The organism is Pseudomonas sp. SIMBA_041 (assembly GCF_046535095.1).
Classification (GTDB): Bacteria; Pseudomonadota; Gammaproteobacteria; order Pseudomonadales; family Pseudomonadaceae; genus Aquipseudomonas; species Aquipseudomonas mucoides.
The window spans coordinates 125,138-139,819 of record NZ_JAWRXJ010000012.1 but is presented as its reverse complement, the minus strand read 5'-3'; the positions used below and the strand labels follow the sequence as shown (position 1 = coordinate 139,819).

11 protein-coding genes are annotated in these 14,682 nt (G+C 62.5%); 3 read left to right on the top strand and 8 right to left on the bottom strand.

The annotated features are described in order from the left end of the window. Positions 1 to 35 precede the first annotated feature (35 nt). Together SB725_RS25915 and SB725_RS25910 are read left to right on the top strand one after the other, a co-directional pair. Positions 36 to 1,181 carry a sterol desaturase/SRPBCC family protein gene (locus SB725_RS25915; protein ID WP_410922779.1) on the top strand — a complete coding sequence of 382 codons (1,146 nt, stop codon included), beginning with the start codon at positions 36 to 38 and terminating at the stop codon, positions 1,179 to 1,181. Continuing rightward, positions 1,178 to 2,269 (top strand): SMP-30/gluconolactonase/LRE family protein, encoded by a 1,092-nt coding sequence (locus SB725_RS25910; RefSeq protein WP_059182839.1) that lies wholly within the window; start codon positions 1,178 to 1,180, stop codon positions 2,267 to 2,269. Before SB725_RS25915 ends, SB725_RS25910 begins: the two co-directional genes overlap by 4 nt. Before the next feature lie 137 nt (positions 2,270 to 2,406). Here SB725_RS25910 and SB725_RS25905 read toward each other — a convergent pair whose 3' ends face one another. Next, entirely contained in the window at positions 2,407 to 2,571 is a 165-nt protein-coding gene (locus tag SB725_RS25905) for a hypothetical protein (protein ID WP_194940183.1), read from the bottom strand. 108 nt (positions 2,572 to 2,679) lie between these two features. Beyond that, positions 2,680 to 2,922, bottom strand: a complete 243-nt coding sequence (locus tag SB725_RS25900; protein WP_027923752.1) for a DUF465 domain-containing protein — start codon at positions 2,920 to 2,922, stop codon at positions 2,680 to 2,682. A 218-nt stretch (positions 2,923 to 3,140) separates the two neighbouring features. Here SB725_RS25900 and SB725_RS25895 point away from each other — a divergent pair, with 218 nt between their 5' ends. Beyond that, on the top strand, positions 3,141 to 3,662 hold the full coding sequence (locus SB725_RS25895; RefSeq protein ID WP_410922778.1) for a DUF4142 domain-containing protein: 522 nt from the start codon (positions 3,141 to 3,143) through the stop codon (positions 3,660 to 3,662). 142 nt (positions 3,663 to 3,804) lie between these two features. Here SB725_RS25895 and SB725_RS25890 read toward each other — a convergent pair whose 3' ends face one another. From SB725_RS25890 to lexA, 6 genes are all read right to left on the bottom strand, one after another. Beyond that, complete coding sequence (locus SB725_RS25890; protein ID WP_027923750.1) at positions 3,805 to 6,441, bottom strand: excinuclease ABC subunit UvrA; 2,637 nt, start codon at positions 6,439 to 6,441, stop codon at positions 3,805 to 3,807. A gap of 163 nt (positions 6,442 to 6,604) precedes the next feature. Continuing rightward, the gene (locus SB725_RS25885) at positions 6,605 to 8,716 is read right to left on the bottom strand and encodes an ATP-binding protein (RefSeq protein ID WP_410922777.1); all 2,112 of its coding nucleotides are present in this window, start codon (positions 8,714 to 8,716) and stop codon (positions 6,605 to 6,607) included. 174 nt (positions 8,717 to 8,890) lie between these two features. After that, the gene (locus tag SB725_RS25880) at positions 8,891 to 11,968 is read right to left on the bottom strand and encodes an error-prone DNA polymerase (RefSeq protein ID WP_410922776.1); all 3,078 of its coding nucleotides are present in this window, start codon (positions 11,966 to 11,968) and stop codon (positions 8,891 to 8,893) included. Next, the gene (locus tag SB725_RS25875) at positions 11,965 to 13,380 is read right to left on the bottom strand and encodes a Y-family DNA polymerase (protein WP_027923747.1); all 1,416 of its coding nucleotides are present in this window, start codon (positions 13,378 to 13,380) and stop codon (positions 11,965 to 11,967) included. The genes SB725_RS25880 and SB725_RS25875 overlap by 4 nt, the downstream gene beginning before the upstream one ends. 7 nt (positions 13,381 to 13,387) lie before the next feature. After that, a complete protein-coding gene (gene imuA / locus SB725_RS25870) occupies positions 13,388 to 14,005 on the bottom strand; it encodes a translesion DNA synthesis-associated protein ImuA (RefSeq protein WP_027923746.1) in 618 nt (205 codons plus the stop codon). After that, complete coding sequence (gene lexA / locus SB725_RS25865) at positions 14,005 to 14,622, bottom strand: transcriptional repressor LexA (protein WP_027923745.1); 618 nt, start codon at positions 14,620 to 14,622, stop codon at positions 14,005 to 14,007. Before lexA ends, imuA begins: the two co-directional genes overlap by 1 nt. Between the last annotated feature and the right edge of the window lie 60 nt (positions 14,623 to 14,682).

Here is a 14,682-nt window from a genome sequence, read left to right as displayed (position 1 = left end):
TCTGCTGGTTATAACTACAAGCAGAGGTGACCGCAGTGAGGCAGACCACCCAGGCATTCCGTAGCCGCTATCGCGCCGACATACATCCCCTCTATAACCCATGGCTGCACGGTGCGTTTGTGCTCATTTTCGGGGTGTTGGCCATCGGCGGATTCTGGAGCACCGTGCATCAGGTCACCCCGCTGGAATGGCTGGCGGTGCCGGTCACGCTGTTGTTCTTCAACTTCGGTGTATACAAGGTTCATCGAGACCTGGGGCATCACAAAAAGCGCTTCGCGCGGATGTTCTACGCCCGTCATGCGGGCGACCATCACAGCTTTTTCGCCCCCGGCCACATGACTTACGACAGCGCCCGGGACTGGCGGGTAATTCTGTTTCCAGCCTGGCTGATCGTGGTCCATACCGTCGTCATTACCCTGCCGCTGTGGTGGCTGCTGGGTCGCTTCGATACCAACGTCGCCGGCTTGTTTGGCGGCTGTCTGGTGCTCGGTTACCTGACCTATGAAGTGTTTCATGCCTGCGAACACCTGCCGCCCGGCAACCCGGTCACGCGTCTGCCGTGGATTCGCCAGATGCGCCGTCTGCATGAACTGCATCACCGCCGCGAACTGATGCAGGAGCGCAACTTCAACATCGTGTTTCCACTGATGGATTACCTGTTCGGCACCCTTTACTGGGAACCGGATCATGACCCCCTCCCCTTGACGAGAACGCCCATGACCCGCATGCAGCACCAGATCGTTATCGCCGGAAACCCGATTGACGTGCTCGCTTACGCCAGTACCGTCACCCGTTGGCCGGAGTGGCATCCGTCGTCCCTCAAGGTCGACGGTCAGGCCGGGCCGCTGCACGCCGGCTCACGGTTCGAGGAGGATATCCGGGCCGGCGGGCGCGACGGGCACCTGAGCTGGGAGGTCAATGAATACCTGCCGGGGCGCCGTTGGAGTGCCTGGGCGCGGGGCGATCACGGATTGTCGCTGGTGGTGACGTACGAATGCACCGCCGAAGGTGACGGCACGCAGTTTATCCGTACGCTGGAGTACCAGTTCGCAGGCGTGGCAATGCGCATTGCCAATCAACTGTTGCTCAAGCGGCGCATCGAGCGTGAATCCGCCGAGTCGATGCTGGCCTTGCGCGAGATGGCGCAAAAACAACTGACACCCACCGGAGCCCATGTGTGAGAAGACTCATTAAGTTCCGGCATCTGGTGTTACTGCTCTTGATTGCCCTGTGCGCCTTTCTGTTGCTGTTCCCGACCAAAGTCCGCCCGGTGGCCTGGAACCCGCCGCCGGCGCCCTCCCTCACCAGCGGCGACTACGCCGACAATGAACGCCTTAAAGGCGTGGAGCGTGTCGGCCCGGCTGACATCGAAGGACCGGAAGCACTGCTGCTGGAGAACGACATGCTGATCACCGGCCTGCATGACGGCCGATTGATTCGCACGAGCCTCGACGGCAAACAAACCAAAGTGCTGGCCGATACTGGCGGCAGACCGTTGGGGCTGGCGCGCCATCCCAATGGTTTGCTGGTTGTCGCGGACGGCGTTAAAGGGCTGCTTTCGCTGGATGCCCAAGGCCGATTAATCCCGTTGAGCACTACGGCGGGCGGCGTGCCTTTTGGCTTTACCGATGACGTGGCGATCGACAAACCCGGGCATTTCGCCTATTTCAGCGACGCCTCCAGCCGTTGGGGCTACGGCAAGGATGGCGAGGCGATCATCGAGCATGGGGGCGATGGCCGTTTATTGCGGTATGACTTCCAGACCGGCAAGACCGATGTGTTGCTGGACAAGCTCGAATTTGCCAACGGTGTGACGCTGGGGCCGGACGACGCCTTTGTGCTGGTCAACGAAACCGGCGCCTACCGCATCAGCCGCTTCTGGCTGACTGGGCCTAAAGCCGGCACGCACGACCTGTTTATCGACAACTTGCCCGGGCTGCCGGACAACCTCTCGTTCAACGGCCGCGACCGGTTCTGGGTTGCGCTCTACTCACCGCGCAACGCGCTGCTGGACCGTACGGCGCCGCACCCGTTCGTGCGCAAAATGATTGTCCGAGCGCTGACGGTGCTGCCTAAACCGGTGGAAAACCGGGCTTTTGCCCTCGGGCTGGATGTGGACGGCAAGGTGATTGCCAATCTGCAGGATGGCACCAGCGGTAATTATTCACCGATCACAACGGTGCGCGAGTATGGGGACTGGCTGTATTTCGGGTCGTTGAAGGCGAAAAACATGGCGCGCTTGCCACTCGCCACCGCTCTCCAGCAATAACAACGATCAAACGGTAGGAGCTGGGCTTGCCCGCGAAGGCGGTCTGTCTGATACATCCATGTCACCAGTGCCGCCGCCATCGCGGGCAAGCCCGGCTCCCACAGGGATTTGTGTGAGCCACAGGTTTTTTGTGTGGGTTATTCGGGATCCGGGGCGTCAGCGGTTTCTTCTTGCTCGCGCAACGGGTCGTCATCCTCGCTATCGGGATGGGTGGTGATGTGGTTCGGGCTCAACGGCTCGGGATGAGTCGGGATCGGGTCGTACCCGCCCTGCTCTTCACTCGGAAATCTGGGATTGGACATAAGGCACCTCTCAGTGAGTCGTTAACGATGACTCATGACATTCGAGGTGCCGGTTTTGACGCCGTTCCACTTCTCAGTCACCGGTCGTCGGTGGCTCGGTACGACGCGTCAGGACGATGCCTGCAATTGCTGGACGATCTTGTCCTTGACCAACAAGCGATGTTCCTTGAGCTTCTTCAACTGGTCATCACTGGGCGCATCGGATTTCGCGGTCTCGGCCTTCACCACTTCAGCGTCCGCCTGGGAATATTTGTTGATCAGCGAATCCAGTAACGGATCCTTGGTGCGTCTTTGCTGGATCTCTTCCTTTGAAACCTTCAAGTCCTGATACAGGTCGTGGTTCACCGGCATGGAACACCTCCGTTTGATGATCGGTAGCAAACGCGATCGATTGCGTTCACCAACTATCAGAATGGCCTTGGTTTACGCGTTCTGTCGACCACCTGTCAGACCAGCGGTGTCCGTTCGTCGTCCTGTCGCAAATGCGATAAAACCTTTCCCCGGACACCAGCCTCCACAGAGTAACGATCCACCGGATCGCCTACCCAAACCTGTGTGGAGAATGACCAATGGACGGATTCACCCTGCGCCACCTCGCCCTGGCCGTCGCCTTGAGCAGCAGCATGGGCACGGCATTTGCCGCCACCTCCAATGATTTCGTCGACAAAGCAGCCGCTGGCGGCATTGCCGAGATCGAAACCAGTCGCCTGGCGCTGGAAAAAAGCGCTTCGGCCGACGTCAAGGCGTTCGCCAACATGATGATCACCGATCATTCCAAGGCCAACGATGAACTGGCGGCCCTGGCGAAAAAGCATGACATCGAGGTGCCGGACTCGACGACGCTGGTCAAACAGGCCAAGGAGAAAATTCTCGACATGCGCGATGAATCCTTCGACGCGGCGTACGCAAACAACCAGGTGAAGGCCCACGAAGACACCATCGAATTGTTCAAGAAAGAAGCCAACACCGTGACGGACGACAAGGTCAAGGGCGCCACCGAGCTGAAAGGCTTCGCACAAAAAATGCTGCCGGCCCTGGAAAAACACCTGGACATGGCGAAAAAACTCCTGGCTGCCCACCCCGACAAATAACTCGACCTAGAAGCCACAACGTCCCCCTGTAGCAGCCGGCGCCGCCTGCGTCCGGCTGCTACAAGTCTGCTCCTTCCCACAGCCAACCACATTCCAATGTGGGAGCGAGCTTGCTCGCGATGGGGCCAGCATAATCAACCCATCAAGCCCTACCGAGCACTCGAGCCAAAAACGGCGCAGTCCGGCTCTTCTTGCTTTTAGCCACGGTCTGCGGTGTGCCCGCCACGACGATCTTCCCGCCCTGATCCCCCGCCCCCGGCCCGATGTCGATCACCCAGTCACTCTGCGCCACCACGCGCATTTCATGCTCGACCACGATCACCGTGTGCCCCGCGACCACCAGCGTATTCAACTGCTCCAGCAACCGGTCAACGTCCCGTGGATGCAAACCGGTCGTGGGTTCATCGAGCACATACAACGTTGCCCCACGCTGATTACGCTGCAGCTCAGTCGCCAGTTTGATCCGCTGCGCTTCACCGCCTGACAATTCAGTCGCCGGCTGCCCCAGTCGCAAATACCCCAAACCGATATCCCGCAACACTTCCAGCGAACGGCGAATGCCGGGTTGCTCGGCGAACACCTCCACCGCTTCATCCACCGTCAACTGCAACACCTGCGCGATGTTCAACCCTTGCCAGGTGATCGCCAGTGTCTCGGGGTTATAGCGGGCGCCGTGACACGTCGGGCATGGCGCGTAAACGCTGGGCATGAACAACAATTCGACGCTGACAAAGCCCTCACCTTCGCAGGTCGCGCAGCGGCCCTTGGCGACGTTGAAGGAGAATTGTCCGGCGTCATAGCCCTCAGCCTGCGCCTCGGGCGTCGCTGCATACAGCTTGCGCACGTTATCGAACAGCCCGGTGTAGGTCGCCAGATTGGAGCGTGGCGTGCGGCCAATGGGTTTCTGGTCGACCTGCACCAGACGCTTGATTGATGCCAGGCCGGCCGTGACCTGACCACCGCTGACCTGCGGCGCATCGTCCTCCAGGCTCAACGCTTCGGCTTCGTTGTCGCTGGCGGTCCGTCCTAAATGCGCGCCGACCAATTCCAACAAAGCCTGACTGACCAGGCTCGATTTACCGGAACCGGACACGCCCGTCACGGCGCTAAAACAACCCAGCGGAAACTCGACGCTGAGGTGGTTCAGGTTGTTGCGGGTGATGCCCTCCAGTCTTAGCCAGTCCGTTGCCTTACGGCTGGCACGGGGCTCGGCGACCTGTTCAGCAAACAGGTAGGCACGGGTCTGTGAGTTCGTCACCGCGGCCAACCCGGGCGGCGGGCCGCTGTAGAGGATCTGGCCGCCGTTCTCGCCCGCTGCCGGGCCGACGTCGATTAACCAATCGGCGCGGCGCATGGTTTCCAGATCATGCTCAACCACAAACAGCGTATTGCCGGCGGCTTTGAGGCGTTGCAGGGCTTCAAACAACGCCTCGCCATCCGCCGGATGCAGGCCGGCCGAGGGCTCGTCCAGCACATAGATCACACCGAACAGTTGCGAGCCCAATTGCGTCGCCAGCCGCAAGCGCTGCAACTCTCCGGATGACAAGGTCGGCGTGCTGCGTTCCAGCGCCAGGTATCCGAGCCCCAGGTCCGTCAGGGTGCTGACCCGCTCCAGCAGATCCTGAGCTATGCGTTGCGCGGCCAGGCGTTTTTCTACCGACAGATTCGGCGTGTGCCGCACGTCCGGTGCGTTGGCATGCCCGCTGGCACCGTGAGCAACCCGCGCTTCCCGAGCCTCACGGGTTTGCCGGTGGGTCAACACGTCGCCCGCCTCATCGGCCTGTTCCAGGTAACTGTGCGCCGCCACCGGTTTCAGTACGGCGGCCACTTGCAGCAGCGGCATCTGCGATAGCTCACCGATGTCGTACCCCGCAAATGTCACCGACAGCGCCTCGCGCTTGAGTCGTTTACCGTCACATAACGGGCATGGGCTGCCGAGCATGAATTGCGAAACGCGCTTCTTCATCAGCGCACTTTGCGAGTGGGTGAAGGTGTGCAGGATGTAGCGTCGGGCGCCGGTGAAGGTGCCCTGGTAACTCGGTTCCATTTTGCGTTTGAGCGCAACGCGGGTTTCTTCCGGCGTGAGCCCGGCATACACCGGCACCGTCGGTGTTTCTTCGGTGAAGAGAATCCAGTCGCGCTGCTTTTTCGGCAGATCTCGCCACGGGATATCGACGTCGTAACCCATGGTCACGAGGATGTCGCGCAGGTTCTGCCCCTGCCAGGCCGTGGGCCAGGAAGCGACCGCACGCTGGCGGATGGTCAGGCTCGGGTCGGGGACCATCAGCGCTTCGGTGACGTCGTAAACCCGCCCCAACCCGTGACACTCCGGGCACGCGCCTTGCGGGGTGTTGGGCGAGAAGTCTTCGGCATACAGCATCGCCTGTCCCGGCGGATAACTGCCGGCCCGCGAGTAAAGCATGCGAATCAGGCTCGACAGGGTCGTCACACTGCCCACCGAAGAACGAGTGCTCGGCGTGCCCCGTTGTTGTTGCAGGGCCACGGCCGGCGGCAGGCCTTCGATGGAATCGACGTCCGGTACACCGACCTGGTCGATCAACCGCCGCGCATAAGGCGCCACGGATTCAAAATAGCGGCGCTGCGCTTCGGCGTAGAGGGTCGAGAACGCCAGCGAAGACTTGCCCGAACCGGAGACACCGGTGAACACCACCAGCGCATCGCGCGGAATGTCGACATCGATGTTCTTGAGGTTGTGTTCCCGGGCTCCACGCACCCTGACCATGCCGGAGGGAGGGTTGGAGGTGCGCTTGGATGTCATCGAGTGGCCTTAATCAGATATTGAAAAAACACCAATCCCCTGTGGGAGCGAGCTTGCTCGCGATGGTGCAGTGTCAGTCGACATGGATGTTTAATGACACACCGCAATCGCGAGCAAGCTCGCTCCCACAGTTGATCTCAGTTGATTTCCCACTGGCGGTGTATCAGCCATTGAGCACCGTGCGAACCATGCGGGTCAGTGATTCAGGCCTGTAGGGTTTGCTCAGCAAATGCGTGTCGGGGCTCAGTTGATGGTTGCGCGAGATAATGTCACGGGTATGCCCTGAGGTGAACAACACCGCCACCGGGGGATTCTGCACTTTGGCCCACGCGGCCAAATCCGCGCTTTTGATCAGACCGGGCATGACCACGTCAGTGAAAATCAGATCCACCGCCGTGCCCTCCAGCAACATTTGCATCGCCTGGTCGCCGTTGGCCGCTGTCAGCACCTGGTAGCCTTCTTCGCGCAACAATTCCACCGCCGAGGCGCGGACTGCTTCGTTGTCTTCGACCACCAGAATGCTTTCGTGGCCGCCGCGCTGCTGCGGACTATGCTGCGTGATTTCACTGGGCGCCGGTCGCAGGCTTCGCGGAAAGTACAACTGCACCCGAGTGCCTTGTCCCTCAGTGCTGGAAATCTCGATGTGCCCACCACTCTGCTTGACGAAACCGAACACCATGCTCAACCCCAACCCGGTGCCCTGGCCGTCGGCCTTGGTGGTGAAAAACGGTTCGAAGGCCTGCGCGAGCACCTGCGGCGGCATGCCGACACCGGTGTCCGCGACTGCGACACACACATAGTCGCCGGCAACGATGCCCTTGCCGGCACAAAATTTTTGGTCGAGGGTGATGTGCTCGGCATTCAGGCCGATGGTCCCCTCTCCTTTCATGGCATCACGGGCATTGATCGCCAGGTTGAGAATGGCGTTTTCCAGTTGATTGCGATCCACGAAAATATGCCAGGGATCATCCGGGGCACTCACTTTGATCTGCAGGGTTTCCCCCAGCGCCCTTTGTAGCAGTTCCGCCAGACCATCGAAGACCTGCCGTGGAATGCACACCGCTGGCGACAGTGGCTGGCGGCGGGCGAACGCGAGCAATTGCGAAGACAGTTTGGCCCCACGTTCGACCGCGGCAATGGATGCACTGACCCGACGCTGCACATTGGCGTTGTCCGGTTCGTGCCGAGCCAGCAAATGCAGGTTGCCGGCGATCACCTGCAACAGGTTATTAAAGTCGTGGGCCACGCCACCGGTGAGGCCGCCGATGGCTTCAAGTTTCTGCGATTGGCGCAGTTGTTCTTCGGCGGCCAGCCTCGCGTCCACTTCGTCAGCGACGCGCTGTTCCAGGTTGCGGGTGAACCTGAGCAAGGACTCTTCGGCGGACTTGCGTTCATGGATGTCGATCAATACGCCAGGAAAGCGGAACGGCTCGCCCTGTTCATTGAACTCGCAACAGCCGCTCGCCTGCACCCACAAGTAAGTGTCGTCCGGGCGCAGGACGCGATACTCGGCATTAAATGGCTCGCCGGTTTCGACCGATTGATTGACTTGTTCCTGTACCCAACTGAGGTCGTCGGGATGGATCTTCGCTTCGGCGACCTCCGTCGGCAGGTTGGTCAGGTCCTGATCGGCGGGATAGGAGAAGGTCCGGGCGAAACGCTCGTCGCCAGAGAGCCGATTGGCCTTGATGTCCCAGACGAACGAGCCGAGCAAGGCACCGGCATTGAGGGCCAGGCGAACCCGCTCATTGTCGGCGCGGTAGGCGTCTTCGGCGGCCTGGCGGCGGCGTTCGGAAATCACATGCTCGGTCGTCTCGACCACTATCGCCATGACCCCGGCAGGCTTGCCTTCATCATTGGCCACCGGGCTGTAATAAAGATCGAGCCAGACGTCTTCGGGAATGCCGTCGCGCAGCAGCACCAGTTTTTTATTGTGGTAGGACAAGGTGCCGCCCGCCAGGCAGGTGTCGACCACGTTCCGATTGAATTCGGCCACTTCCGGCCAACCCAGTTCCACCGGGGAGCCCAACAGGTATGGGTGGCGGCCACCGGCGAATTCGGAGTAGGCGTCGTTGTAGATCATGTAACCGGCGCGGCCCCACAGCATCACCAGCGGCAGTGGCGAGGCCAGCATCAATTGCACAGTGCTACATAGACTCGCAGGCCAGGTGTCGAGGCTGCCCAGCTCGGTCTGGCCCCAGTCGAACGCACGAATGCGCCCGGCCATTTCGCCGTTCCAGCCGGCACACCCGTGGCTTTCGTCTAGAAACTGCATTGACTGGCTCTTAGTCCCTGTAGATGAACTGGCTCAAGGGATCGCGACAGTGTGAAGACGGCGCGGCCCGTTTGTTTCGAGCATCGCCGACGTCAAATGGTTTCATAGAGGTTAGCTGATTCTTCGGGTCTTCTGCGCCCCCCCCTTTTCACTGTGGGAGCCACGTTTCCGTATTCAGCGGAAATCCCGGCTGCGCACGCTGATGCCGTCGAGCAATGAGCTCAGGTCGCTCAAGCGTCCGGCAATCAGGTGGCGAACCTCACCTTCCTTTTCCCAGCGACCATCGACCTTGAGCAATTGCGAGCCGACCAGGACCTGGCGTTGCCGCTCAGCCAGGTCGCGCCAGACCACCACGTTGACGTTGCCAAACTCGTCTTCCAGGGTCACGAAGGTCACGCCACTGGCGGTGCCCGGTCGCTGTCGCCCCGTCACCAGCCCGGCGACACTGACCGGTCGCCCGTGTTCGACCGTCATCAGTTCTTGCGAACTGCGGCAGCGCCGGGCTTTCAGTTCACCGCGCAACAACGCCAGCGGATGCGGGCCGAGGGTGGTGCCAACACAGGCGTAATCGGCTTGCAGGTCTTCGCCGACGGTGGGTTTGGGCAACGCCACGGCATCCTCTTCCTGACTCGGCAGGCCGACGAACAAACCGAGTTGCTTTTGCACCCCCGCCACCTCCCAGCGGGCCCGATGCCGGTCGCCGGCCAACCCGCGTAACGCACCGGCATCGGCCAGTTGCTCCTGGGCGCGGGCATCCAGTCGCGCACGCTCGCCGAGGTCGGCGATGTCGACAAACACCCCGCGCGCGCGCGCCGCTTCGATGCGCCGGGCATCGTCTTCGCGAAAGCCCTTGATCATCCGCAACCCCAGGCGAATCGCCGGTTGCCCGACGGTTATCGGTTCCAGGCTGCAATCCCAGTCACTGGCGCGCACGTCCACCGGGCGAATCTGCAAATGATGCCGGCGCGCGTCCTGGAGAATCTGGTCCGGGCTGTAGAACCCCATCGGCCAGCTGTTGATCAGCGCACAGGCAAAAGCCGCCGGCTCGTGGCATTTCAGCCAGCAACTGGCGTAGGTCAGCAAAGCGAAACTGGCAGCGTGGGATTCGGGGAAACCGTAGCTGCCGAAGCCTTTGATCTGCTCGAAGATCTGCGCGGCAAACTCGGCCGTGTAGCCGTTTTTCTTCATCCCGGCGGCCAGCCGATCCTTGTGCGGTTCCAGCCCGCCGTGGCGTTTCCAGGCCGCCATGGAACGCCGCAACTGATCGGCCTCGCCGGGGCTGTAGTCGGCGGCGACGATGGCGATCTGCATGACCTGCTCCTGGAACAGCGGCACGCCCAAGGTGCGCTTGAGCACCGCTTCAAGTTCCGGCGAGGGATAGGTTTCCGGCTCTTCCTTGTTGCGACGGCGCAGGTACGGATGGACCATCCCCCCCTGAATCGGGCCCGGACGGACGATGGCCACCTCGATCACCAGGTCATAGAACTTGCGCGGCTTGAGCCTGGGCAGCATCGACATCTGTGCCCGGGACTCGATCTGGAACACGCCGATGGTGTCGGCATGGCCAATCATGTCGTAGGTGGCCGAATCTTCGGACGGGATCGTCGCCAGACTCAGGTCAAGGTTGCGGTGGCGACGCAGCAGATCAAAACAGCGGCGGATGGCGCTAAGCATGCCCAAGGCCAGAATATCGACTTTGAGCAGACCGACCGCGTCGAGGTCGTCCTTGTCCCACTGAATGATCGTGCGCTCGGCCATGGCGGCGTTTTCCACCGGCACCAGGCTGTCCAGCGGTTGCTCGGAAATCACGAAGCCACCGGGGTGCTGCGACAAGTGTCGAGGGAAGCCGATCAACTGTTGGGTCAGGCTCAAGACCCGGCGCAGCACCGGGCTTTCGGGGTCGAAGCCGCCTTCCAGCAGCCGTTCCACGGGCGGCGCGGTATCACTCCAGTGGCCGCAGCAATCGGCCAGCGCATTGATCTGGTCCGGCGGCAAACCCAGCGCCTTGGCCACGTCACGCACCGCGCCGGCCGCGTGATAAGTGCTGACCACCGCCGTCAATGCCGCGCGGGTCCGGCCATAACGCTGAAACACGTACTGCAGGACCTCTTCGCGACGCTCGTGTTCGAAATCGACGTCGATGTCCGGCGGCTCGTTGCGCTCCTTGGAGAGAAACCGTTCGAACAGCAACGTGGTGCGATCCGGGTCGATTTCCGTGATGCCCAAGGCAAAACACACCGCCGAGTTGGCCGCAGAACCTCGTCCCTGACACAGAATGTGCTGGTCGCGGGCGAACCGCACAATGTCGTGCACCGTCAGGAAATAGCTTTCGTAGCCCAGTTCGGCGATCAGCTCGAGCTCTTTGTCGATCTGCGCCAGCACCGCCGTTTTCGGGCCTTTGGGCCAGCGCCATGCAATGCCCTCATCCGTTAAATGACGTAGCCAGGACGTGGCGGTCTGACCTTGCGGCACCAATTCCCGTGGGTACTGATAACGCAACTGGCCGAGGTCGAAGGTGCAGCGCCGGGCAATGACCAACGTTTCATCGAGCAAGGCTGGCGGATAGATCGATTGCAAAACCTCCAGGCTGCGCACATGCCGCTCGCCATTGGGATGAAGGCGCAGCCCGGCTTCGGCCACCGGCAGGTGATGACGGATCGCGGTCATGGTGTCCTGCAAGGCGCGCCGGCCGCGGGTGTGCATGTGCACATCGCCGCTGGCCACGGCGGGAATACGCAGTTCCCGGGCCAGGGTCAGCAGCGCCGCCAGGCGCCGGGTATCGTCCTGGCCACAATGCAACTGGACGCTCAGCCACAGGCGTTCGGCAAAGGTCTGTTGCAACCAGTGGCCCTGTTCGACGTCATCGACCGTGTCCGGCACCCACAACGCCAACAGCCCCGGCATCGGCTCGCTGAAGTCCTCGCGCAACACCTGATACTGGCCTTTTTGCGTGCGGCGTCGCGCGCGGGTGATCAGCCGGCACAGGGTCTGGTAGCCCTCAAGGTTCTCCACCAGCAACACCAGCTTCGGGCCGTTCTCGATGCGGATTTCGCTGCCGATGATCAGTGGCAGTTCCACTGATTTGGCCGCTTGCCAGGCGCGGACGATGCCGGCCAGGGTGCATTCATCGGTGATCGCCAGCGCCTGATAGCCGTGCTTTTTCGCCCGTTGAAAGAGTTCCAGGGCGCTGGAGGCTCCGCGCTGGAAGCTGAAGTTCGACAGGCAGTGCAACTCGGCGTAGTCGATGTTCATGCGAACCAGCCTTGCAGCCACAGCGGACCGCCCTCACCCACCGCCCGATACGCCCAGCCCTGTTGGCCAGAGCGGGTTTCGACCAGGTAGTAATCCCGGCGCACATCGGCGCCGTCCCACCAGCCGGATTCGATGCGCTCCGGGCCCATGAGGATGCGTGTCGAGCTTTCGTGGATCGCCTGCGGTTGCGTCAGCAACCAGCCCGGACGCTGCACACCCGGCAACCCCGCGCACAGTTGACTGTCGACCCGCGCCTGCCATGCGCACTCCGGGCGGTGATCGGCCTGGAAGCGCAAGCCGTGCACCGCCTCATCGCCGAGTCGCGCGCGCAAGCGTTCGCGCAGTTGCTCCCAGGGCAAGGATTGCTGCGGGCGGTCGTCGAACAGTTCCTGATACTGCGGGACGAAGGTCGGCAAGTCTTCGGCACGCAGCCGAAAACCGCGCACCGGGGCTTCGACCTGTACCTGTTCCAGTCGCCCTCGCGCCAGTTCGAAGAGCATCGCCGGATCGCGCTCGGCGCTGAGCAGGCCGACCTTGATCACCGAGTCCGGCAGGCCGGCGTGTTCCAGGTGCAGGTCGAAACGCTGCACGCCGCTGTCCCGACCGCAGAGAAAGGCCGACAGGTCGCCGGTCAGGCGGCGCAGCGGAAACAGCAGCGCCTGATGGGACTGCACGTCGAAATTGAGCTCGATGCGCACGTCGAAACGGTCCGGCGGCAGGTAGAACGCCAGGGCCAGTCGGCGCGCCCCCGTCAACGCGTCCAGGTGCTTGAGCACCTGGGCTTCGAAACGTCGGGCCAGGCTCTGTCGTGGCAGCGCCTGGACCTGACTCAAGGTGCGCAAGCCCATGCGCGACAACGCCGAGGCAACGCTGGGCTCCAACGCGATACGGTCGACGGGCAACTGCCCGAGATGGTAATGCAAGGCGTCGCTGTCCGGCACCACCAGCCCGTCATAGACGTTGGTCAACACCCGCGCGGCCACCGGGTTGGGCGCCGCAACGATCCGATGGCGAAAACCCAGCTCGCCGAGCTCGGCACGCAACCGTGCCTCGAAGGTTGGCCACGGCCCGAACAAGCCCAGACTGGACTCGATTTCAAACACCACGGCACGCGGGTAATGCACGCTGACCTGAGAGCTGAAGCGATAGGCCCACGCGGCCAGGAACTGTTGCCAGTGTTCGATCTCGGCGGCGTCGTATTCCGCCGTGGCAAAGCCTTTGCTCAAGGCCTGGGCGGCGGTCATCGACTGCCCCGGACGCAAGCCCAGCGCCCGCGCCGACGCATTGACCGCCTGCAACACCCGGCGCTGCGCCGGGCCGGTCAGCAGCGCCAGCGGCTCATCGGGATCGGGGCGCTGACGCAGGACCGCGTCCAGCGCCAATTGCGGGAAAAGAATACAAACCCAGCGCATGGCAACCTCAATGCCCCACGGGGAAGGCAATCGGCGTCGAACGCGCAAGGCCGCCCCGGCACTTGAGCACGCGCAATTGCGCGGGCCTGGCGTCGATGGCAATGCGCAGGGCGGCGGGCGAAGGATTGACGGCTTCATGGATCGAGCGGTAGGCGAACGCCAGGGTCGAACCGGTTTCCGCCGCCACCTGCAAGCGGCGCAACGCCCGGTCATCGGCCTTGTGCGGCCAGCACAGCACGGCGCCGCAACTGCCCGAGCGCAGGCATTGTTCCGCAGCCCACAAGGCATCCCGCTCGCGGGCCTGAATGATCGACAACTGGCGCAGATCGACCCCGGCGTTTTGCCACGCCAGGGGATACGGCACGTAAGGGGGCGCCACCAGCACGATGCGCTCGCCCGCCGCCGACAACCGCGCCAGCGCCGGCCACACCAGTTGCAACTCGCCGACGCCCTGCCCGGCGAGGAGAATTTCGGTCAGCGCCGCTTCCGGCCAGCCCCCGGTGGGCAACGCCGCATCCAGCGCGGCATGCCCGGTGGGTTGCGGGCTGACGGCCGGTGGCGCAGGCCGGCCCTTCCAGACCTGGCCGCCATTGAACAGCGTATCCAGCGCAACGACGGCGCCCATCACCCTTGCCTCACCAGCCCGCAGAACACCCCTTCGATGGCGAGGTCCTGACCGGGCTGCACGATGATCGGTTGATACGCCGGGTTGCGCGGCAACAAGCGAACCGTGTCGCCGGCCCGCTCGAAACGCTTGATGGTGACCTCTCCGTCCAGTCGCGCCACCACGATCTGGCCATTGACCGCTTCCGGGTTGCGTCGCACGCCCACCAGATCGCCATCGAGGATACCGTCCCCGATCATCGAGTCGCCCTGCACCCGCAGCATGTAATCCGGCACCCGCGAGAAGATCGACGGGTCCAGCAGCAAACGGCTGTGCACCTCGGCATCGGCCCCGATCGGCGCCCCTGCCGCGACCCGGCCGAGCACCGGAATGTCCAGCAACTCGGGGCGCGCCGGTTGCCCAAGCAGACGAATGCCACGGGCCTGATGCGGGTTGACCTCGATGAAACCGGCTTCGGTCAACGCCAGCACATGCTTGCGTGCCACGCTGCGGGAGGCAAAACCAAAGGCTTCGCTGATTTCAGCGAGGCTCGGGGGCTGACCGTGCTCCGCGATTCGGTCGCGGATAAAGGTCAGGATGGCGGTACGGCGGGGAGTTAAAGTCGTCATGGAGTACATTTGTACTCTTTTGGCATTTTACTGGCAAGGACTTGTAGCAGCGGTCGAGCAACGCGAGGC